General features: G+C 65.2%; 14 protein-coding genes and 2 tRNA genes. 12 read left to right on the top strand and 4 right to left on the bottom strand.

What is annotated here, in order from left to right; translation table 11 throughout:
* Positions 1–361: 361 nt before the first annotated feature.
* On the top strand, positions 362–4,189 hold the full coding sequence (locus ACOZHM_RS15580) for a hypothetical protein (protein WP_421570223.1): 3,828 nt from the start codon (positions 362–364) through the stop codon (positions 4,187–4,189).
* A 217-nt stretch (positions 4,190–4,406) separates the two neighbouring features.
* Here ACOZHM_RS15580 and ACOZHM_RS15575 read toward each other — a convergent pair whose 3' ends face one another.
* From ACOZHM_RS15575 to cydD, 4 genes are all read right to left on the bottom strand, one after another.
* Complete coding sequence (locus tag ACOZHM_RS15575) at positions 4,407–4,730, bottom strand: hypothetical protein (RefSeq protein WP_421570222.1); 324 nt, start codon at positions 4,728–4,730, stop codon at positions 4,407–4,409.
* A 289-nt stretch (positions 4,731–5,019) separates the two neighbouring features.
* Positions 5,020–5,508, bottom strand: coding sequence for a GNAT family N-acetyltransferase (locus tag ACOZHM_RS15570; protein WP_421570221.1), 489 nt, complete (start codon positions 5,506–5,508; stop codon positions 5,020–5,022).
* Positions 5,509–5,647: 139 nt separating this feature from the next.
* Positions 5,648–7,339, bottom strand: coding sequence for a thiol reductant ABC exporter subunit CydC (cydC, locus tag ACOZHM_RS15565; protein ID WP_421570220.1), 1,692 nt, complete (start codon positions 7,337–7,339; stop codon positions 5,648–5,650).
* Positions 7,336–9,063 (bottom strand): thiol reductant ABC exporter subunit CydD, encoded by a 1,728-nt coding sequence (gene cydD, locus ACOZHM_RS15560; RefSeq protein WP_421570219.1) that lies wholly within the window; start codon positions 9,061–9,063, stop codon positions 7,336–7,338. The genes cydC and cydD overlap by 4 nt, the downstream gene beginning before the upstream one ends.
* A 227-nt stretch (positions 9,064–9,290) precedes the next feature.
* On the opposite strand from cydD, the gene ACOZHM_RS15555 reads away from it, so the two are divergent.
* The 11 genes from ACOZHM_RS15555 to ACOZHM_RS15505 all read left to right on the top strand — a co-directional run bounded on the left by ACOZHM_RS15555 (position 9,291) and on the right by ACOZHM_RS15505 (position 21,853).
* On the top strand, positions 9,291–10,880 hold the full coding sequence (locus tag ACOZHM_RS15555) for a cytochrome ubiquinol oxidase subunit I (RefSeq protein ID WP_421570218.1): 1,590 nt from the start codon (positions 9,291–9,293) through the stop codon (positions 10,878–10,880).
* A gap of 15 nt (positions 10,881–10,895) precedes the next feature.
* A complete protein-coding gene (gene cydB / locus ACOZHM_RS15550; RefSeq protein WP_421570217.1) occupies positions 10,896–12,050 on the top strand; it encodes a cytochrome d ubiquinol oxidase subunit II in 1,155 nt (384 codons plus the stop codon).
* A gap of 102 nt (positions 12,051–12,152) precedes the next feature.
* A complete protein-coding gene (gene cydX / locus ACOZHM_RS15545) occupies positions 12,153–12,266 on the top strand; it encodes a cytochrome bd-I oxidase subunit CydX (protein ID WP_421570216.1) in 114 nt (37 codons plus the stop codon).
* A gap of 163 nt (positions 12,267–12,429) precedes the next feature.
* Positions 12,430–12,506, top strand: a tRNA-Pro gene (locus ACOZHM_RS15540).
* Between the two features lie 138 nt (positions 12,507–12,644).
* Positions 12,645–12,721, top strand: a tRNA-Pro gene (locus ACOZHM_RS15535).
* 214 nt (positions 12,722–12,935) lie between these two features.
* Positions 12,936–14,195 (top strand): CynX/NimT family MFS transporter, encoded by a 1,260-nt coding sequence (locus ACOZHM_RS15530; protein WP_421570215.1) that lies wholly within the window; start codon positions 12,936–12,938, stop codon positions 14,193–14,195.
* 481 nt (positions 14,196–14,676) lie between these two features.
* On the top strand, positions 14,677–16,713 hold the full coding sequence (pgaA, locus tag ACOZHM_RS15525; RefSeq protein WP_421570214.1) for a poly-beta-1,6 N-acetyl-D-glucosamine export porin PgaA: 2,037 nt from the start codon (positions 14,677–14,679) through the stop codon (positions 16,711–16,713).
* A gap of 10 nt (positions 16,714–16,723) precedes the next feature.
* The gene (pgaB, locus tag ACOZHM_RS15520) at positions 16,724–18,622 is read left to right on the top strand and encodes a poly-beta-1,6-N-acetyl-D-glucosamine N-deacetylase PgaB (protein ID WP_421570213.1); all 1,899 of its coding nucleotides are present in this window, start codon (positions 16,724–16,726) and stop codon (positions 18,620–18,622) included.
* A gap of 7 nt (positions 18,623–18,629) precedes the next feature.
* Positions 18,630–19,877, top strand: coding sequence for a poly-beta-1,6-N-acetyl-D-glucosamine synthase (gene pgaC / locus ACOZHM_RS15515; protein WP_421570212.1), 1,248 nt, complete (start codon positions 18,630–18,632; stop codon positions 19,875–19,877).
* Positions 19,874–20,350: a poly-beta-1,6-N-acetyl-D-glucosamine biosynthesis protein PgaD gene (pgaD, locus tag ACOZHM_RS15510; RefSeq protein ID WP_421570211.1), complete on the top strand. Its 477-nt coding sequence runs from the start codon at positions 19,874–19,876 to the stop codon at positions 20,348–20,350. Before pgaC ends, pgaD begins: the two co-directional genes overlap by 4 nt.
* A gap of 192 nt (positions 20,351–20,542) precedes the next feature.
* Entirely contained in the window at positions 20,543–21,853 is a 1,311-nt protein-coding gene (locus ACOZHM_RS15505; RefSeq protein WP_421570210.1) for an OmpA family protein, read from the top strand.
* Positions 21,854–21,945: the final 92 nt, after the last annotated feature.

Here is a 21,945-nt window from a genome sequence, read left to right as displayed (position 1 = left end):
TTCCAAGCTGCGTAGGAAGAGCTCCGCCTACATCGGGCACGGCTCGGGCTCTCCTATCCAACGAAACCCTGCCCGCCTTAAGAGCCGGCATGCGCGACAAGCTTTGGGGTTGGGGCGCTTGCTGATTGCGGTTCGAGCTTCTTACGGTCGCAATAGTTGCGATAGAAAAACGGTAGGCTATCTGAAAGACAGCTGCACTACCCGGACTAGGCCCCGGCTTGGCCAGAAGGTCCGGGACATGGAGTTGTTCAACCTGGCAATCTACTCGAAGCCCAGAGGCTTCGTCAGTCGAGCCCCTACAACCCTGGTCGCACCCTCGGCATATGGGCGAGAGGGCCCGCACCGTAAATTCGAGAGATTGATGGACTTCTTGGAACTAGCTGCTGCCGATATCACCGCCCTGGACGACGGCCAGCTGCGAGAGCTGGTCGCTCGACTAGCGGAAGCCGAGCTTCGCGAGCAGGGGCTTCCCCGGTCGAGCGTGCAAGCCGGCGGGGCGCAGGAAGCAGCTGACGGCGGACTGGACGTTAGCGTGGCGACCGCACGTCCTCTCGTGCGGCCGGCCTTCGTCCCACGTGCGAACACCGGGTTCCAAGTGAAGAAGCACAGCATGAGCCGCAGGAGCTGCGAACTGGAGATGCTCGAGGCGGGTGGGCTTAAGGACTCAATCAAGGCACTCGCAGATGAGAAGGGGGCCTACATCATCGTCAGCGGCAAGGACAGCTGCTCGGCGACCATGTACAAGGGGCGCCTCGCCGGCATGGAGGAGGCGCTGAAAGCGTATGGTGCGGGCGCGGATCTTTACTTGGACTTCTATGGCTCCGACCGGCTGGCGTTGTGGCTGAAGAGCCATCCCGGTGTTGCGCTCTGGGCGCGGGAAAAGCTTGGCAAGCCGCTGGCGGGGTGGCGACCCTATGGTCGCTGGGCCTCGACACCGAAGGCCGATAAGGACGAGTTTTTGGCCGACGCTCACCCCTGCGTGATCGATGGCAGCTCAAGCGAAAAGAACTTGATGACGGTCATGGAGGGGATCGAACTGGCGCGGGCGCGCCTGCGGTCAGGCTCTCGCGCCGTGCGCATTACAGGACTGTCAGGCGTTGGCAAGACACGCTTTGCACAGGCCCTGTTCGAGGAGAATGTTGGGGATGACACACTGCCTGCAACCGACGTCCTTTACGCCGATCTAGGCGAGGACCTGACACCTTCGGCATCAGCCGTGGTCACCTACCTGATCGCTAACCAGCTGGCGAGCTACGTCGTCCTCGACAACTGCCCACCACAGACGCACCGATCTCTGCAGAGACAGCTCAGTGCCAGCTCCTCCCCATTGCGTCTGCTTACCATCGAGTACGACATCTCTGACGACCGACCGGAGGAGACCGATGTCATCCATATCGAGCCGAGTAGCGAGGAGACAGTCACCAAACTTCTTCTTCGGCGATACCCCAAGCTCCATCAGTTCAATGCAGCGCGTATTGCCGAGTTCGCCGGCGGCAACGCCCGACTGGCGCTGGCGCTCGCTGACCGGGTGGAGGCAGACGAATCGCTTACAAGCTTTAATGACGAGCAGCTCTTCCTGCGGCTGTTCCAGCAGCGCAAGGGCGAGTCAGCGGACCTGCTCCGGGCAGCAACGGTTCTATCGCTCGTTTACTCGTTCAATGTCTCCCGCGAAGAGTATGGGGATGAACTCGGGGTCCTGTCGTCGATATCCGAGGTATCGCGCGCCGACCTGCAGCATGCCCAAGCTGAGCTGGTGCGTAGGCAGCTCGCCCAGAAGCGAGGCAGCTGGCGCGCCGTGTTGCCGCATGCCCTCGCAAACCGGCTCGCGCGCCGTGCATTGGACGACTACGAACCTAAGGACATCAACCGCGAGCTCCTGAGGCCAGAGAACATCCGACTGCTCCAGTCCTGTGCCCACCGCCTCGGATATTTCCACGACAACGAACGCGCCCGCGAGTTGGCCCTCACGTGGGTCGAGTCGGGTGCACCATTGGCCAACCTAGCGACACTCGGCGACGACTACCTCGTGGTTCTCAACTATGTGGCTCCGATTTTCCCGGACGTCCTTCTTGGCGCGATCGAGCAATCGGCCCGCATTCCGGGGTTCGCCGACCGCGCCAATCCTAACGTTCAGCGTTTTGTCCGGCTCCTCTTCGATCTGGCTTATGACGACGAGGCCTTCGACCGCTCGGCGAGTATCTTGCTCAGTATTGCTCGGACTGAGCGTCGTGGAGAAAACAACAACAGCGTCGTGGGTCGGTTGTGCCAACTTCATCAGCTGCATCTATCCGGAACCATGGCTGGCCCAGCCCGACGTCAGGCGCTTGTTGGGAGGCTGCTTGCCACCGGTGAGCCCCGTGACCGCGAGATCGCTGGCGAGCTGCTGCGCGCAGCCTTCGAGGCGCGGTCGTGGACGTCCTTCGGAGGATTTCAGTTCGGCGCGCGCAAGCGCGGACCGGGTTGGAGGCCCAAATCCGCGCAGGAGCGACGCGACTGGTATGACGGATTCCTTTCGCTGCTCGATCCGATACTCGAGTCAGACGATGACCCGCGCGAGTGGGCGAAGTCACTGATCGCAGCGAACTTTCGACAGCTCTGGACCTCTGCTGGCTGTTTCGATTCTCTGGAAGTCCTAGTATCAGCATATGCCACAGGCGGGTGTTGGCCTGCAATTTGGTTGGCTATCGGCCAGACCCTCGAGTACGACAGCTCGAGTCTTGATACGGCTGTGTTGCGGCGCCTGGAGGGGTTGCAGTCTATTGCGGCGCCCTCCGACCTCGAGTCTGAGATCGTCGCCTACGCTTTTGTCCATGAATGGTTGCATCCCCACCGTATGGGCGCCGACCACGGGGCAGAGCTGGAGACACTGCGGGACCGCGTCCTCGCGCTGGGACGTTCGCTCGTCTCCAACCCGGGCCTGTTCGAGCGTTTGGCGCCGCAGATCTGGGAGTCTCGCGTAAGACCGGTCGCTTGGCTGGGTTGCGGCTACGCCGAAGCCTTCGGAGATCTGGAAGAGCTGATCGAGATGTTGATTCCGTCGTTCAAGGCACGTGTCCCCGGCCACGCCAGCGTCGCGTTCATCGAGGGATGTTTGTCTGCGATCGCGGAGCGCGACTCGGCCCTGCTGCCCCGAGTTCAGGAGAAGTTGCTGGCGGAAGCTGAGCTCAAGCCGTACAGCGTCTGGCTACTTCTGGCCACTCGGATCACGCCTTGGGGGAGTGCGCGGTTGCTCGACGTCGCCCGACAAGGCAGCGTGCCCGCAAATCATTTTGAGGCGGTCGGCCATGGCAGACGTCACGAGTTGATGTCGGACGTCGAGTTTTCAGCGCTTACGAATGCGGTCTGCCAACTTCCAGAGGGATATCACTCGTCCTTCGAGATGCTAATCATGCGGCTTTACGCGAGGGGTGACTGGAACTACATCCCGGGGCCGCAGATCTTCTCGGCCATTCGATTCGCATTGGGTTACCTGTTGCGTGATCAGGCCACCGATGCGAACCGGCCTGCACATCACGGCATAGGCAAGCTGATCGTAGAAGCGCTCGGTCTTGGCGCGCCCGACGACGAGGTAGCCGGGCTCGTCGGCGAGCTCTGTGACGGTGTCAAGGAATATCGGCTCTCCCGGGAGAATTACTCCGAGGTACTGTCCTCATTCATCGAGGCACGTCCCGAGATGCTGCTGAATGCATTGCTCGAGATCGAACGGAGTGATCCCGAGTCCGACGCCGTGGACTGGTTGTTCCGGCAGCGATCCGGTGAGTCATCGCCGTCGCTGAATCTTGCATCCATCGATCAGCTCCTGACGTGGTGCGGAGAGGACGCTCGACGTCATGAGTTCGTTGCGCGCAACATCCGCGTCTACGAGGCAAAGGACGGGTCGGAGGAGATCGACGATTCGACATCCTCGGTTCGACTAAGCAAACACTTCAAGAAGCTCCTGGACGTTGTGTCTGACAAATCCAGCCTGATTGAGTTCGCTTTTGACCAAGCCGAGCCGAACAGTTGGACGAACTCACGCGTTCCGATCATCGAAGCCCGACAGCAGGCGCTTCGCGAGCTGATTACGCATGAATTGCCTGAGGTCCGGGCGTTGGTAGCGAATAAGGTCGCGGACCTCGACCTACTAATCGAGCGTGAGCGCAGGAGAGAGGAGTCGGAGCATCACGCGATGGAGCAGCGGTTCGAATAGTAGTCAGCGACTTGCGTGCATAGATGGGAATGCAAACGCACGGTGTCGGGCCCGCTCGAGCGAAGTGCTCAATGTTCCGGTAATTGGATGGAAGCGCCGCTGGCCTGCCCGTTGGGCCAATGTCCGCTTTCGGCCAGAAGCGGACATCGATGGTCGCGCCATAGTCAGTTCGTGCAGGTGATCATGACGATACGCCGGCTACGAGAAAAGCCCGATGCTATGGGGTCTGCGCCTGTTGTAGGCGCGCCAACTGCAGACGACCCATCTTCCTGATCGTCGGCATCGCCGATGCGGGCGGTGCATCTACGGTAAGCAGAATGGCGCCGGGTTTGACGTCGAGCTTGATGCGCGCGCCGATCTCGAACCCTGCGACCTGCATCCAGATGCCGCGCAGCTTCAGGCACGGAACGGAGATGTCGCCAGGTTCGGCTGGGTGGCCGGGGAAATACAGGGTATCGACGCGCAAGCTGCTGGGCGGGTAACGATGCAGCGCTTGTTTGCGGCGTTCAGATGATGGCGCTTCAGGCTGATTGCTGTGCATGGTGGACCTCCGATGGAAATCTCCCTCGCCGGATAGAGAGGGAGTCGGGAGGCTGAGAACCGAACAGAGATCCGGGCGCGGCGTATTTCCACAAGGGTGTTGTATTTCACCACCCTCCCGACGCAGGACTTGCAATGCAGTGTATCTCTGTCGGAATTCTCAGGCTCCGATGGATACCTTGCGAGATACCAGCGAGCGATGGAAATCGTTTGTCTCAGTTGATTGCGGCGGATTGGTTGGCTCTGCCTAAGATGGTGTCGTAACCGGTACGTTCGCCCTACCCCGCGCGTCAGCCAAGGTCCCTCAACCGCTTGCACATGAACACACGTTCGTGGCCCACCGGGTAGTCCGCCAAGCGGCCAAAGCAGGTATAACCGTGCCTGAGGTAGAAGGCTTCAGCCTGCCAATCGAACGTGTCGAGGCGCGCCGAGTGCGCGTTCAGCGCCAGTGCCTGGCGTTCGCAGGTTTGCAGTAGTGATGTACCGAGTCCCGTGCAACGAAGCGCCGGGGCTACCCAAAGGACATGGATTTCCAGCCAGCCCAAGGCGACGTCGGCCAGGATGCCGCCTGCCACGGCACCGTCTGAGGTGCGTGCAATGAGGTGGATGGGGGGAGCTTCGGCGTTGCCGATGTAGGGGTGATTGAAGGCCTGCAGCGCTTGGCATAGGACGTCTATTTCTTCAGCGTTGGCGGGTGCGATCTGCAACATTCTTGGCGCTTCCATTCCGTTTTCTTTCTCCGCAACATACGCCGTCCACATTGGCGTCGTAAACGCCATGCGGCTTCGTTTATGGTCCATGCCTCAATGAGTTGATCACCGCCCCGGCAGTCGATTGGGATGCGACCCTACCGGTTTCGCACATCGCACATCGCATACCGCACATCGCGCACCTCGCATCGCGGCCATGGCGCGCCGCTTACGCCTGCCGCAGGCTGCCGTCATGCAGCCTGTAACTGCGATGCACGATGCCTTCAGGCAATGCGTCGTGCGTGATCATTATCAGGCTGCGGCCACCCAGCGCGGCGACCAGGTCGTGCAGCAAGGCATGCGCGGTGTCCACATCCAACCCTTCGGTCGGTTCGTCCAGCAGCAGAATCGGCGAGCCACGCAGCAGCGCGCGGGCGAGCGCCAGACGACGCGCCTGCCCGGCCGACATGGTGGCGCCGTTCTCGCCTACCCATGCGTTCAATCCACCGATGCGTTCGGCCCACTCGCGCAGGCGCACGTCGGCCAGCACCTGCCACAGCGTCTCGTCACTGGCCTGCGGGTCACCCAGCCGCAGGTTGTCCGCGACGCTGCCGGCGAATACCGGCGCATGCTGCGGCAGCCATGCGATCTGCCGGTGCCAATCGGCCTGCGCCAGGCTGCGGATGTCCTGGTCGCCATACAGCACGCGGCCGCTGTCGGGGTCCCACAGGCGCAACAGCAGTGACGACAAGGTGGTCTTGCCACTGCCACTGTCACCGCGAATGGCAATGCGTTCGCCCGGTTCCAGTGTGAGCTGCACGCCGTCCAGCAGCGCACGCGCCTGCCCCGGCCAGCGGAAGCCCACCTGTTCCAGCTGCAGCGTCGCCGGCTGGTGCGGCAGCGCCACCGGCGCATCGGTGTCGGCCACACCCGGTGGCTGTTCAACGATGCTCTCCAGTCGCGCCGCCGCGACCCGCCCGGACAACCACGACTGCCAGGCCAGCCCGATGCCGGCCCACAGCTCAATCAAGGCCACGGTGAGGAACACCAGTGCGGCCGCCAACGCAGCATCAATCGCACCGCTCTCGAACCCGTGCAGCGCCACCCAAAGCATTCCCACCAGCGCCACCGCCGCGCACAACCCGTGCAGCGCATTGCCAGCCACCAAACGCCAGCGGCGGCGACGATCACGCGAGCGCAGCTGCTTGGCCGCCACCAGCACGCGCTGGTTCCAGTGTTCGCGCGCCTGCAAGGCGGTGAGATCGGCCGCGCCTTCCAACCCTTCAAACGCCTGCGTGCGCAGCTGGGAACGGTGCAGCGCGCGATCCTGCTCCTGCCCACTGGCACCGCGCACAGTAAGCCACGGCACACCCACGCCGATGAGCAGCGCCAGCACCGCCAGCAGCAGCGCAGCAGGCGGATAGATGATCGCCGCCGAACCCACCGCCACCAGCGAGATGCCGGCCAATGCCAGTAGCGGGCCGATGGCACGCACCAGCAGGCCGTCCACTTCGCCGATGTCGGACATCAACCGCGCCAGCAGTTCGCCGGTGCGGATGCCGGCCAGGCGCGCCGGGGCCAACGGCAGCGCGCGGCGGAAGAACCACACGCGCAGGTCGCGCGCGATGCGCAGGGTGACGTCGTGGCCCACCAGCTTTTCAAAGTAGCGCGAGACGATGCGCGCCATGGTCAGGCCACGGATGCCCGCCGAGGGCGAGAAGAAATTGAAGCCGCTGCCCAGCCCGGCTGCACCGGCCAGCGCGGCGGCGGTGAGGAAGCCACCGGACAGGCCGAGCAGCGCGGTGCCGGCCAGCATGGTGGTCCACAGCAGCACCACGGTGAGCAGCAGGCGGCCGCGGTGGCGGGTGAAGACCTGCCGCAGTGAATCTGCGCGGGGCACGCTTTCACGGGGCATGCTCATGCCGGTTCCTCCGTGAGCTGCGCACGGCCCTGCGCCGTCAACACCAGGCGCGTGTCGGCCCAGCGCATCGCCGCATCGCTATGGGTGGCAATGACCACGACGCGGTCGCGGGCGAACGCGGCCAGGGTCTGCAGCAACGCCGCTTCGGTGTCCGGGTCCAGGAAGGCGGTCGGCTCATCCAGCAGCAGTATCTGCGGGTCGCGCAGCAGCAGCCGTGCCAGCCCGATGCGGCGCGCCTCCCCACCGGACAGGCCGAAGCCGCGCTCGCCGATCACGGTGTCCAGTCCCTGTGGCAGGTGCGCGGCGAAGCGCATCACCTGCGCGGCCTCGGCCACCGCATGCAGCCGGGCATCGCTGGCACCGGGATCGGCCAGGCGCAGGTTGTCGGCGATGCTGCCATGGAACAGATAAGGACGCTGCCCGGCATAACCGACCTCCAGCCCGGGTCGCAGCACGATGCTGCCCGCGCGCGGCGGCAACCAGCCCGCCAGCGCCTCCAGCAGGGTGCTCTTGCCGCTGCCACTGGGACCGACCAACGCCAGCCGCTGGCCGGCCTCGATCTGGAAAGAAAGCTGCTGCACCACATCGTGCTGCGCGCCTACCGGGCGCAGCACCAGATCGCGCACCACCAACGGCGGCGCATGCGCCTCCAGCGGTTCCGGCGCTCGCAGCGGTGGCGCTGCCGCATCATCAACCGGCGCAGCCGGCAGTTCACCCAGCAACCGCTCCACCTCGGCCGCCGCACCCAGAGCATTGGCGCGGTCGTGGTAGTGCGCGGCCAGCCGCCGCAGCGGCGCATAGAATTCCGGCGCCAGCAGCAGGCAGAACATGCCTGTGCCCAGCGTGGGCACCGCCGCATGCAGGGACATCAGGCCCAAATAGCTCAGGCCCAGGTACAGCGCAACCATGGCCACGCTGACCGAGGCGAAGAATTCCAGCACGGCGGAGGACAGAAACGCGATGCGCAGCACCTTCATGGTGCGCTCGCGCACACCCTCTGCTGCAATGGCCACGCCCTCCAGCTCGGCCTCGCCCCGGCCGTACAGGCGCAGCAGGCCAAGCCCCTTGATGCGGTCGGCGAAATGGCCGCTCATGCGCGCCAGCTCGCCCAGCTGGGCGCGGCCGGCGGCTTCGGCGCCCCAGCCCACCAGCATCATGAAGAACGGCACCAGCGGCGCGGTGAACAACAGAATGAGTGCCACCACCCAGTCCACCCAGGCCACCGCCAGCAGGATCAGCAGCGGCACCACCACCACTTCCACCCGCACCGGCTGGTAGCCGGCGTAATAACTCTCCACCGCATCGCTGTGGGCCAGCATCAGTTCGCCCAGCTCACCGCTGCGCTGCTGGCGCAGCCACAGCGGCCCCAGCCCCAACAGGCGCCGGTAGACGCGTTCACGCAGGGTCAGCCGCGCGGCATCGGCCACATCGCCGGCGGCGGCCTGGGTGGCGCTGCCCAGCAGGGCCCGCACTGCCAGGATGGCCAGCAGACCCAGCAGCACCGGGGTGGCGGCGGCCAGCGGGCGGCGTTCGACCAGTACCGCCTGGATCAGCCAGGCGATGGCCGCGGCCTGTCCGATCAGCAGCGCTCCAGACGTGCAGATACACAACGCGGCCAGGCGCTGGCGGCTGCGGGCGCTGGCCGCAAGGCCATTCAGCCAGGCCAGGCGCCGGCGGCGAAGGGCGGAGGTCTCGATGGTGGACGCGTCGGGGGGTATGCTCAAAGCAGTTCACTGGCGGCCACAGGGAGGTGCCGACCATTGTAATGGGCGCCGGCCACCCTTCCGGTGCGGCGCGCGGTCGCAGGACAGGACGCCTACGATCACCCCGGGACTCCGTTAAGACATTGATCTCAATCAAGGCTGTTTGAAGTTGCTGGTCACAGAATTCACCCCGTAGACCCCCTTCCCGCCACCTGAAACGGCAAAACCCCCAACGAGGTAGCCAGGCCATGATCGATTCGACAGTCGTAGAACTGTCGCGGCTGCAATTCGCTTTGACCGCGATGTACCACTTCCTTTTCGTCCCTCTCACGCTTGGCCTGTCCTTCCTGGTGGCCATCATGGAAAGCGTGTACGTCATGACCCGCAAGCCGGTCTGGCGGCAGATGACCCTGTTCTGGGGCACGCTGTTTGGCATCAACTTCGCCATCGGCGTGGCTACCGGCCTGGTGATGGAGTTCCAGTTCGGCATGAACTGGTCGTATTACAGCCACTACGTGGGCGACATCTTCGGGGCGCCGCTGGCGATCGAAGGGCTGATGGCGTTCTTCCTGGAAGCCACGCTGATCGGCCTGTTCTTCTTCGGCTGGAAGCGGCTGAGCCCGGTCAAGCACCTGGCGGTGACCTGGTTCATGGCGCTGGGTACCAACCTGTCCGCGGTGTGGATCCTGATCGCCAACGGCTGGATGCAGAACCCGACCGGTGCGGTGTTCAACCCGGACACGATGCGCATGGAAGTGGTGGATTTCGCCGCGGTGCTGTTCAACCCGGTGGCGCAGGCCAAGTTCGTGCATACGGTCAGCGCGGGCTACGTGACCGGCGCGATCTTCGTGATGGGCATCAGCGCGTTCTACCTGCTGCGCAACAAGCACCAGGACATGGCGCGCCGTTCGTTCGCGGTAGCCGCCGCGTTCGGCCTGCTGTCGTCGCTGTCGGTGGTGGTGCTGGGTGACGAGAGCGGTTATGCCGCCAGCGAACACCAGAAGATGAAGCTGGCCGCGATCGAGGCGATGTGGGAAACCGAGCGTGCCCCGGCCGATTTCACCGCCTTCGGCATTCCGAACCAGCAGACCCAGACCAACGACTTCGCCATCAAGATTCCGTACCTGATGGGCCTGATCGCCACGCGTTCGCTGGACCAGCCGATTCCCGGCATTCTGGAATTGGTGGACCGCGCCGAGCACCGCATCAAGGGCGGCCAGCTGGCCTACGGTGCGCTGGAACGCGTGCGCAAGGACAAGAACGATGTCGAGGCGCGCGAGATGTTCGACCGCCATTGGCAGGATCTGGGCCATGGGCTGCTGCTGAAGCGCTACCGCGACGACATCCTCAACGCCACGCCGGAGGAAATCTCCAAGGCGGCGATGGATACCGTGCCGCGCGTTGCGCCGCTGTTCTGGACCTTCCGCATCATGGCGGGCCTGGGCTTCTACCTGATCGCCTTCTTCGCGCTGGCCTTCTACTTCTCCTGCCGCAACAACTTCCAGGACAAGCGCTGGTTCCTGCGGCTGGCGGTGTGGTCGATACCGGCGCCGTGGATCGCGATCGAATGCGGCTGGTTCGTGGCCGAGTATGGTCGCCAGCCGTGGGCGGTGGATGGCGTGCTGCCCACCTTCTATGCGGCGTCGGGCCTGGCCCTGCATGAGATCCTGACCACGCTGGCGGTGTTCACGGCCACCTACACGGTGCTGCTGGTGATCGAGGTGAAGCTGATGCTCAAGGCGATCCGTACCGGCCCTGCAGACATTCTTCCTTCGCTGCAGCTCACGCAACCGCCGCGCCCCCACATTGCCGCCGCACCGGCTCCCGGTCAGGCATAAGGCAGGAGAAACCCGATGGAAATCTTTGGACTCGATTACACCACCCTACGCGTGATCTGGTGGCTGCTGCTGGGCATCCTGCTGGTGGGCTGGGCGGTGATGGACGGCTTCGACCTGGGCGTGGGCACCCTGCTCCCGTTCGTGGCCAAGACCGATGAAGAGCGCCGGCTTGTGATCAACACGGTGGGCCCGGTGTGGGAAGGCAACCAGGTATGGCTGGTGCTGGGCGGCGGTGCGATTTTCGCCGCCTGGCCGCCACTGTATGCGGTGAGCTTCTCGGGCTTTTATCTGGCGATCTTCGCCATGCTGTTCGGCTTGATCCTGCGCCCGGTGGGCTTCAAGTACCGCAGCAAGATGCCGAGCCAGCGCTGGCGCACCACGTGGGACTGGGTGCTGTTCGTGGGTGGGCTGCTGCCGGCGCTGATTGCCAGTGTGGCGGTGGGCAACGTGCTGCTGGGCGTGCCGTACCACTTCGATGACAGCATGCGCATCTTCTACACCGGTTCGTTCTTCGGCCTGCTCACCCCGTTCGCGCTGCTGGCCGGCCTGGTGGGCGTGACGATGATGGTGTCGCACGGTGCGGCCATGCTGGTGCTGAAGACCGACGGCCCGGTGGCCGAGCGCGCGTCGCGTTATGGCAGCATCGCCGCACTGCTCAGCTTCGTGCTGTTCGCTGCGGGTGGTGCGTGGGTGGCCTTCGGCCTGCCGGGTTATGAGATCACCTCGCAGGTGGTGACCGACGGCCCGACCAACCCGCTGTTGAAGACGGCGGCGGTGGGCACGGCGGCCGGCGGCTGGATGCGCAACTACAGCAGCATGCCGCTGACACTGGTATTCCCGCTGCTGGGTCTGGCCGGTGCGCTGGCCAGTGCGGCGCTGCTGCGGGCCCGCCGTGGCATGGCCGCGTTCCTGGCTTCGGGCGCCTCGATTGCCGGCATCATCCTGACCGTGGGCTTTGCGATCTTCCCGTTCCTGCTGCCCTCGTCCAGCCAGCCGGGCTCCAGCCTGACCGTGTGGGATGCCTCGTCGAGCCATCTGACGCTGTTCATCATGCTGGTGGCGACGGTGATCTTCCTGCCGATCGTGTTGGCTTACACCAGCTGGGTCTACCGCGTGATGAAGGGCAAGACCACGGCCGAAGACATGGCCGACAACCCGAACGCATATTAATGACGACGTGCCGCCCCCAGGGCGGCACCCACCGCGTAGCGCCGGGCTCTGCCCGGCAGTAGGTACCGACTGTTAGTCGGTACACATATAAGGAGAAGCCTCATGTGGTATTTCGCCTGGATCCTCGGCACCGGCCTGGCTTCGGCCGCCGCCATCCTCAACGGCATGTGGTTCGAAGCACGCGAGGCCGGGGTCGTGGAGCAAGAGAAGCGGTAACCCCGAGGGGCATTGCCGACGGGCCTTGCCGACTGGGCATTGCCGACTGGGTATCGCCGACTGCGTACGCCGACTGGGTAGAGCTGACTGTTAGTCAGCTGCTACCAGCCAGTAAAAAAAGGTTGCCGATACGACCTTCACACCGTATCCTTGTCGGCTCCTTCGGGGTGTAGCTCAGTCTGGTAGAGCGCTACGTTCGGGACGTAGAGGTCGCAGGTTCGAATCCTGTCTCCCCGACCACTTCGGTGGTCGCATTGAAGCCTGGAAACGCGATTTCCAGGCTTTTTTGTCAAGGTCGTGGCAACACGGCATCCGAAGGTGAAACAACGGTCCCCCTTGCCGCCGAAGGGAGGGATCGATACAATAGGCGGCTCCTTACGGGGTGTAGCTCAGTCTGGTAGAGCGCTACGTTCGGGACGTAGAGGTCGCAGGTTCGAATCCTGTCTCCCCGACCATACAAGTGGTCACATTGAAGCCTGGAAGACGAATGTCCTCCGGGCTTTTTTGTATTTGTCGTTCGCTTACCGAAAAGCCACGCAGGGCGTGGCTCTACCTGGTTCCGAAAGGCTGCAACAGCCGGCGGGTACAATGCCGCAGCGTTTGGCCACCGGCCCGCGCTGCGCGCCCGCACATCCGCTGCACCCCCACGTGCCGCGCCACCTGCAAGAGATGCCTCCCATGACCCCTGCCGATCCCCATTCCACGTCCCTGCTTCGCGGACGTGTGCTCGCCTTTTCCGCCATCCTGCTGGCCGCGCTGAACCTGCGCACGGCGGTGACCTCGGTCACGCCGCTGCTGGACCAACTGGGCCAGACCTTCGGCTTCGGCACCACCATGACCGGCGTCTTCGGCATGCTGCCGACCGCCTCGTTCGCGCTGTTCGGCGTGACCACGCCGATGGTCGCCCGCCGCATCGGACTGAAACGCACCGCGCTGCTGGCGATGGCGCTGGCGGCGGTGGGCCTGCTGCTGCGCTCGATGGCCGGCGGCGTGGGCAGCCTGCTGTTCGGTTCGGTGGTGGCGCTGGCCGGCATGGGCATCGGCAATGTGGTGGTGCCGCCGCTGGTGAAGCGCTACTTCGCCAACCGCGTGGGCACGGTGAGCACGCTTTATATAACGGTGCTGCAGTTGGGCACGATGGTGCCGGCGCTGCTGGCCGTGCCGTTGGCCGAACAGGCCGGCTGGCGGGTGTCGCTGGGCATCTGGGCGATCTTCGCCGTGGCCGCCGCCCTGCCCTGGATCGCCCTGGCGCGCCGCCGCCCGCATCCGGACCCGCTGGACACCGCTGCCGACCCGGCCGCCCAGCCGCACGGCAAGGTCTGGCGCACCCCGCTTGCCTGGGGCATGGCGCTGATGTTCGGCATGACCTCGCTGATGACCTATTCGATGTTCACCTGGCTGCCGCGAATCGTGGTGGAAGCCGGCGCCACGCCGCGTTTCGGCGGGATCATGGTGGCGATCTTCGCGGCGCTGGGCCTGCTGCCCTCGCTGACCATGCCCGCCCTGGCGGTACGCCTGCGCAACCCCTTCCCGCTGGTGGTGATTGGTTTCAGCGCGTTTTTGATTGCGTTTGCCGGCCTGCTGTTTGCCCCGATGAAGGCGCCGTGGCTGTGGGCGGTGCTGCTGGGTATTGGCCCCTCCACCTTCCCGCTGGCGCTGACCCTGATCAACCTGCGTACGCGCACCCCGGCCGGTTCGGCGGCCTTGTCTGGTTTCATGCAGGGCGTGGGCTATGCGTTCAGCTGCCTGGGCCCGTTCCTGTTCGGGTGGCTGCATGCGATCAGCGGTGGCTGGCATCTGCCGTTCGGGTTCCTGCTGGTGTGTGCGCTGGTGTTGTTGTGTGCGTCGTGGGTGGCGTGCAAGCCGCAGAAGCTGGAAGACGTTTGGTTATGTGAAAGGCGCGCCTCCGTGTTGCCGGAGGGCCGGTAGAGCCACCCCATGGGTGGCTGAGAGGTACCCGGCGAAGAGCAGCCACGCATGGCGTGGCTCTACCCATCGTTTCGCGCCGCGATGCCGCGACCGGCCGTGGCGGCGAATGGGTTCGGCGTCACATATCGCGCTATTGCGCTGCCCGCATCACGCATCGTGCGCATCTTGTGACGTAGCGTGTCTGTAACTGACCGGTCTTGCGTCACGGTCAGCCAGGTCGGTTCTGCCGCGCAACCGGCGGCAACGGCCGATGAACGGTTTCAGGGTGTGCAGACCCCCGGAACAACGCCGTGGCGGCGGCCGGATGGTCTTTTAAATCAATAAGTTGAAGTATTGATCGCGTCTGTTTCCACAGCTGCGGAGGCCATTGTGCGTCTTAACAATTTGTCAACAAACGCCAAGTCAGGCACGATTGGCATGTGATGTGCGTCACGTTTTACGCACAAACAGATTCTTTTGAAGGGATGCTCCCGGGGGTTCCATGTACATCCATCGGCCGCTGGCGCTCTGCGTCGGCCTGGCATGCGCCACACTCTGCTTGACGGTTCCGGCCTCTTTTGCGGCCACCTCGCGGGCGGACCACCTGGCAGAGATCAGCACCTACCGCGACCAGGCCCGCTGGCTGGACGCCCTTGCCGCGATCGAGCGCGCCCGGGTGGATGCGCCCAATGACGACCTGCTGTACCGCCTGCAGGTGCTCACCCTGTCCGACATCGGCAATGCGCACCGCGCGTGGCAGCTGTACCAGGCCCGCCCCGAGCTGTTCGACGACGCGCAGAAGCAGCGCTTTGAAGCCAACTACCTGGCCAAGCGGGTTGGCTGGAGCCTGGCCTATGGGGCCAGCGAAGACACCCGCCTGGACGAAGCCGAAGACGCGCTGGCGCAGATGGAGCGCTACCTGCAGCGCGATGGCCTGACCGCGCAGACCGCGCCGCTGCGGATCCGCTACGACCGGCTGATCCTGCTCAACCGCCTGGGCCGCCACGAACAGCTGCGCGCCGAATACCACGCCCTGCTCGCCGAAGGCCACGAAGTGCCGAATTACCTGCTGGCCGCCGTGGGCGATTCGCTGATGGCCAGCCAACACCCAGAAGAAGCCATTCCGGTGCTGGAAGCGGCCCTCAAGGCCGACCCCGGCCGCAGCGAAGTGCATTCCGAACTGGCCTACGCGCACCTGGAAAGCGAGCGCGCCGACACCGCCATTGCGGTGCTCTCGAAGTGGCAGGCGGACGAGCCGGCGTGGCGCTGGGCCAAGGGCGCGCGCGCGCCGTATGCGAACTGGCCGCGCTACGAAGCCGACCTCAACCTCTCCATGATCCGCGCCTACAGCGGCGACCTGCCCACCGCGCAGCGCGACCTGGAGAAGATGGTGGAGCTGGCGCCGGCCAACGGCGGCACGCAGTCCTCGCTGGGCAATGTGTACATGATGCGCGGCTGGCCGCGCCGGGCGCTGGAACGCTACAGCATGGCCAACACGCTGGACCCGCGCGACGTCTCGGCGCGGCTGGGCCAGTACGACGCCTATGTGGAACTGCAGCGCGACGACCTCGCCCGCCCCATCCACGATTCGCTGCTGGAGCGCTACCCCAACCAGCCCTCGGTGCAGCGCATGGACCGCAGCTGGAAGGCCCACCGCGGCTGGCAGCTGCATGCCTATGCCGAAGGCGGCCGCAGCTCCGGCGGCGGCGGCGCTTCGCCGCTGGGCAATGACGACGCCCGCTATGGCGTGGAAATGCAGTCGCCGGTGATCGACGACCGCTGGCGCGTGGTCAGCTTCGCCGACCGCCGCAGCGTGACCTACCAGGAACAGACCATCCGCCCGCTGCGGATCGGCCTGGGCACACGCTACCGCTACGGCCAGGCCGATGCCGAGCTGTTCGTCAACCGGGCCAACGACCATATCGGCGACACCGGCCTGAGCGGTGGCTTCGGCTGGCAGTTCAACGACCACTGGCATGCCGGCGTGACCGCCGCACGCAACGATGCCGACGCCTCGCTGCAGGCGCGCGTGTCCGGCATCACCGCCGACAGCGTGGCGCTGGCGGTGGACTACCGCCGCAATGAACTGACCCACTGGAGCGCAGGCGCCAGCCAGTTCCGCTACGACGATGGCAACCGCCGCGACACGCTGAGCACCAGCATCGAACAGCGTCTGCTCACCCGCCCCACCCTGCTGCTGGACGGCCTGGGCAGCATCTATGCCAGCCGCGGCAGCATGGATGACGTGCCCTACTTCAACCCGTCCGAAGACCGTTCGGTGGAGATCGGCCTGCGCGTGGACCAGCAGCTGTGGCGCCACTACGAGCGGCACTTCCGCCACCGCCTCACGGTGTCGCTGGGCAACTACTGGCAGCAGGGCTTCGGCAGCGCGCTGGTGCCTTCGGCCGAGTACCGCCACGAGTGGCAGCTGGCCGATGGCCGCATCTTCGAATATGGCGTGAGCTGGTCGCGGCCGGTCTACGACGGACAACGTGAACGACACATCGGCCTCGACGCCGGTCTGCGCTGGGGACAATGAGATGCGACACATGGACTTGAAGCGCTTCACCTCCTGGCTGCTGCTGGCCCTGCTGGCGATCTGCGGCGGCGTGCAGGCACAGAACGCCGCGCCGCCGGTGCTGGATTCGGCCGACAACGGCCTGCTGGTGCTCAGCTACCACGACATCCGCGACGACGTGGCCGTCAAGGGCGACCCGGACGCGTATTCGGTGAGCACCCAGAACTTCGCCGCGCACCTGGACTGGCTGTCGGCGCATGGCTACCACCCGGTGTCGCTGTCGCAGCTGATCACCGCCTCGCAGGGCGGCGCACCGCTGCCGACCAAGCCGGTGCTGCTGACCTTCGATGACGGCCTGCGCAGTGTGTACACCAAGGTGTTCCCGCTGCTGCGCGCCTACAACTACCCTGCCCTGGTGGCGGTGATCACCGATTATGTGGACATGCCGGCCGATCGCAAGATCGATTACGGCTACCGCCCGTTCACCCGCGACGACTTCCTCACCTGGGAACAGCTGCGCGAAATGCAGCGCAGTGGCCTGGTCGAACTGGCCAGCCACACCGACAACCAGCACCACGGCGTGCAGTCCAACCCGCAGGGCAATTCGACCCCGGCGGTGATCACCCGCACCTACGACCCGGTAACGAAGCAGTACGAAACCGCCGCGCAGTACGAGGCCCGGCTCCGCGCCGACCTGGCGCTGAGCGTGAAGCGTCTGCAGGACAATGTGGGCGTGAGCCCGAAGGCCATCGTGTGGCCGTATGCGGCCTACAACTCGCTGAGCAACCGCATTGCCGAAGAGCTGGGCATGCCGGTCTCGTTCGACCTGGAAGGCCGCAGCACGCCGGTGACGCGCGACCTGCACGGGCTGGCGCGCCTGCTGGTGACCGGCAACCCGCCGGTGACCCAGCTGGCCTACGAGCTGCGCCGCGACGTGGAGCGCGACGGCATGCGGGCCCTGCAGATCGACCTGGACGCGGTGTACGACGCCAACCCGGCGCAGCAGGCCAAGAACCTGGACGCGCTGATCGACCGGGTCAAGAAGATCGGCCCCACCCACGTGTTCCTGCAGGCCTTCGCCGACCCGGACGGCAATGGCTCGGCCGATGCGCTGTACTTCCCCAACCGCCACCTGCCGATGCGCGCGGACCTGTTCAACCGCGTGGCGTGGCAGCTCAAGACCCGCGCCGGGGTGAAGGTGTACGCATGGCTGCCGGTGCTGGGCTATGAGCTGAAGGACCCGGCCATCCGCAAGGCGCTGGCCATCGAGAGCCCGGAGAAGGACGGCATCTTCCGCCTCGATTTCACCAACCCCAAGGTGCGTCACATCATCGACGACATCTACGAAGACCTGGCGATCAACTCGTACTTCGAGGGGCTGCTGTTCCATGACGATGCGTACCTGCGCGACACCGAACTGGCCAACCTGCCGCAGGAAGGCGACGACGGCGCGCGCACCCAGGCGCTGATCGACTTCACGCTGGAACTGCGCAATGCCGCGCAGCGCTGGCGCCCGAAGCTGGCCACGGTGCGCAATCTTTACGCGCAGCCGGTGCTGCAGCCGCAGAGCGCCAGCTGGTTCGCCCAGCGCCTGGACCTGTTCAACAAGGCCTACGACCACACCGCGCTGATGGCGATGCCGTGGATGGAAGGCAGCCGCAACCCGGAGAAGTGGCTCGACCGGCTGGTGGTGGCGGTGCGCGCGCACGACCCGGAGCTGTCGCAGACGATGTTCGAGCTGCAGACGGTGGACTGGCGCACGCAGACCCCGATTTCCGGGCAACGCCTGCGCGCGCAGATCCGCCGCCTGCAGGCGCAGGGCGTGCGCCATTTCGCCTGGTACCCCGACGACTTCATCGCCGGCAAGCCCTCCACCTACGATGCGCGCGCAGCGATGTCGGCACGCACCTTCCCTTACGAGGAAAAGTGAGGCCGCCATGCATCCGTTCCTCTACCTGCTGTTCCAGTTCGCCTTCTTCTACCCGATGGTGATGGCGTTCTTCTGGATGTCCGGCGGGCTGTATTACTTCTTCCGCCGCGAGCGCAAGGCGCGCCTGCGCGACGACCCGCCGCCGATGACGCACTACCCGTTCGCCTCGATCCTGATTCCCTGCCACAACGAGGCGGACAACCTGGACGACACGCTGGGCGCGGCACTGGCGCAGAAGTACCCGGACTTCGAGGTGATCGCCATCAACGATGGCAGCCGCGACGACACCGGCGCGCGCCTGGATGCGCTGGCGGCGCTGCACCCGCGGCTGCGCGTGGTGCACCTGGACCGCAACCTGGGCAAGGCCAATGCGCTGCGCATGGGCGCGTTGGCGGCGCGTTCGGAATACCTGGTCTGTATCGACGGCGACGCGATGCTGGAAGAGCACGCCACCCACTGGATGGTGTGGCACCTCACCTCCGGCCCGCGCGTGGGCGCGGTGACCGGCAACCCGCGCATCCGCAACCGCTCCACGCTGCTGGGCCGGCTGCAGGTGGCCGAGTTCTCTTCGATCATCGGCATGATCAAGCGCGCGCAGCGCGTGTACGGACGCATCTTCACCATTTCCGGGGTGATTGCCGGCTTCCGTCGCACGGCGCTGCACCGCATCGGCTATTGGGCCGATGACATGATCACCGAAGACATCGACATCAGCTGGCGCCTGCAGCTGGACCATTGGGACATCCGCTACGAGCCCAATGCGCTGTGCTTCATCCTGATGCCCGAAACCCTGCGTGGCCTGTGGAAGCAGCGCCTGCGCTGGGCCCAGGGCGGCGTGGAGGTGCTGCTGCGGCATGGCCGTTCGCTGTTCGACTGGCGCAAGCGGCGCATGTGGGGCGTGCTGCTGGAATACATCCTGAGTGTGTTCTGGGCGTACACGATGCTGACCATCATCGTGCTGTGGGCACTGGGCAAGTTCATCCCGCTGCCGTCGGAGCTGTATATCGCCACGCTGCTGCCGCAGTGGCATGGCGTGATTCTGGCGCTGGTGTGCCTGCTGCAGTTCGCCAGCAGCCTGATCATCGACCGCCGTTACGAAACGCATATTGGACGTAATTACTTCTGGGTGATCTGGTACCCGATGGCGTACTGGCTCATCAGTCTGTTCACGACCCTGGTGGCCCTGCCCAAGACGCTGCTCAAGCGCCGGGGCAAGCGGGCGATCTGGGTCAGTCCTGACCGGGGTATACGATGAACGCCAACAAGCCGACCCGCCGTTACGACTCACGCCTGATCCGCAAATCGCGCCAGCAGCCACGGCTGCAGCGGACTGCGTGGGGGTTTGTGACCATTGCCTTCTGGGGCTTCTACTTCTACCTGTGGGCGCCGCTGGTGACCGCGCTGTCGTGGTTCTTCGGCGGCAAGCTGGCGTTCCTGCAGCTGTACGAGTACAAGCAGTCGGTTGATCCGTTCATTGTCATTGCGCTGCCGGTGATGCTGGTCTGCTGTTCGGTGCTGCTGATCGCGTGGGCCGAATACAACCGGCTGCGGTTTGCCGGCAAGGAACGCCGCAACCCGCGCGAGGATGTGTCGCTCGACGAGATCGCGCGCAACCTGGGCGCCAGCCCGGCGCTGGCCGCGCAGCTGGCGCAGGGCAAGTCGGTGACGCTGCATATGGACGACCAGGCCCGGCCGGTTGGGTTGACGGAGCAGGTTCTCACGGGTTGATCGGTTGACCCGCGCGTAGAGCCACCCCATGGGTGGCTGGGCTTCGGCGGGCAACGCGCAGCCACCCATGGGGTGGCTCTACCGGGGGATTGGCACCGCTCCCCATGTGTAGACATCTTCACATCCCTGACCCCGCCAAGGCGTAGATTCCGCCTCGGAGACATCCCGCACTTAACTGTGAGGGGATTCATCATGTTGTCTATCAAGACGCTGGTCGACGAAGTCGCCCGGGCAACCGGCCTTGGGAAAAACGCACAGGCCTTTCTGGGCGTAGTGGCCGATTACATCTTCAAACAACCCGGCGGCATCGCCGGCTTCCGCGACAAGTTCAAGAACGCCGGCCTCGGCGATATCTTCGATTCCTGGCTGTCAGGCCAGCCCAACATGCGCACCATCGATGCGGGCCAGATGCGCAGCGCGCTCGGTAATCAGGCCGTCCAGGAAATCGCGGACAAGTCCGGCTCATCCAGTGCCATGGTGCCCACCCTGCTGGCCACCGCGGTGCCCATCCTGATGCGCGCCATCACTGCCGGCGGGGTCATGCCCACAGCGCTGCCGGCCAGCCTCGCCGGCCTGATGGGGGGCGGCAAGACCGGCGCAAAGCGGCCATTCCGGCTCTGGCGCTGGCTGTTGCCCATCCTCGCGCTGCTGGCATTGGCCTACTGCGGCTGGACCATGCGCAACAAGACCACCCTTCCGCCGCGCACTACCGAAAGCACCACCACGCCGGCCACGCCAACCGCCGGCACGGCGAAGGCCAGTGCCGAGCCGCGCTTCTCGTTCAAGAATGACGGCGGCAAGATCGCCGTGGCCGGCACACTGGCAACGGCGGCGGAGAAGTTCTCGTTGCTGGAGGGATTGGGCGCGACCTTCGGCAGCAACAATGTATCGGGGCAGATCAACGTGGATGCCAACGTGCGGCCAGCCGGCTGGCTGGACAAGCTCAAGGGCATGCTGCCGAATCTGAAGGCGAACGGATTGAAGTTCGCGTTCACCGGCGACAAGGTGGACCTGGACAGCTCCGCCCTGCCCGATGCCGAACGCGCCTCGATCAGCGGTCTGTTCCAGCAACAGCTGGCCAATGTCGACGTGCAGGGCGGGTTTGATCGCGGCGTGGAAGCCATCAACAAGCTCAAGGGCGGCTACACGGCGAGCGATCTGACCGCGGCGTTGAACCTCACCACGGTGAACTTCGAGACCGGCTCGGCCCGGTTGACCCGCAGCAGCCAGGCCGTCATCGGCAAGGCGGCCGAGGCGATCGAAGGCGCACCGGCCGGCACCAAGGTCGAGGTGGGCGGGCATACCGACAGCCAAGGCAACGCGGCAGGCAACCAGGCGTTGAGCGAACAGCGTGCGCAGGCCGTGGTGGCCGCGTTGGTGGCCGCAGGCGTGCCGGCCGACCGGTTGGTGGCGCGTGGGTTCGGGTCGAACCAGTCATTGGCCGACAACGGTACCGAAGCAGGGCGAGCGAAGAACCGGCGGATCGAGTACACGGTGCGGTAGTTATCTGCCTTGCCGTAGAGCCACCCCATGGGTGGCTGTTCTCCGGCGGCACCGCGCAGCCACCCATGGGGTGGCTCTACGGATCAGGCACC

Origin of the sequence: Stenotrophomonas sp. PD6 (assembly GCF_049199305.1) — a bacterium.
Classification (GTDB): domain Bacteria; phylum Pseudomonadota; class Gammaproteobacteria; order Xanthomonadales; family Xanthomonadaceae; genus Stenotrophomonas.
This window is presented reverse-complemented; position numbering and strand designations above follow the sequence as displayed.

Coding starts and splice junctions, on each gene's coding strand:
- ACOZHM_RS15580 (WP_421570223.1), top strand. CDS start 362: ATGGACTTCTTGGAACTAGCTGCTGCCGATATCACCGCCCTGGACGAC.
- cydC (WP_421570220.1), bottom strand. CDS start 7,339: ATGAGCATGCCCCGTGAAAGCGTGCCCCGCGCAGATTCACTGCGGCAG.
- ACOZHM_RS15505 (WP_421570210.1), top strand. CDS start 20,543: ATGTTGTCTATCAAGACGCTGGTCGACGAAGTCGCCCGGGCAACCGGC.
- cydB (WP_421570217.1), top strand. CDS start 10,896: ATGGAAATCTTTGGACTCGATTACACCACCCTACGCGTGATCTGGTGG.
- ACOZHM_RS15530 (WP_421570215.1), top strand. CDS start 12,936: ATGCCTCCCATGACCCCTGCCGATCCCCATTCCACGTCCCTGCTTCGC.
- ACOZHM_RS15555 (WP_421570218.1), top strand. CDS start 9,291: ATGATCGATTCGACAGTCGTAGAACTGTCGCGGCTGCAATTCGCTTTG.
- pgaA (WP_421570214.1), top strand. CDS start 14,677: ATGTACATCCATCGGCCGCTGGCGCTCTGCGTCGGCCTGGCATGCGCC.
- pgaB (WP_421570213.1), top strand. CDS start 16,724: ATGGACTTGAAGCGCTTCACCTCCTGGCTGCTGCTGGCCCTGCTGGCG.
- pgaD (WP_421570211.1), top strand. CDS start 19,874: ATGAACGCCAACAAGCCGACCCGCCGTTACGACTCACGCCTGATCCGC.
- cydX (WP_421570216.1), top strand. CDS start 12,153: ATGTGGTATTTCGCCTGGATCCTCGGCACCGGCCTGGCTTCGGCCGCC.
- ACOZHM_RS15575 (WP_421570222.1), bottom strand. CDS start 4,730: ATGCACAGCAATCAGCCTGAAGCGCCATCATCTGAACGCCGCAAACAA.
- ACOZHM_RS15570 (WP_421570221.1), bottom strand. CDS start 5,508: ATGGCGTTTACGACGCCAATGTGGACGGCGTATGTTGCGGAGAAAGAA.
- pgaC (WP_421570212.1), top strand. CDS start 18,630: ATGCATCCGTTCCTCTACCTGCTGTTCCAGTTCGCCTTCTTCTACCCG.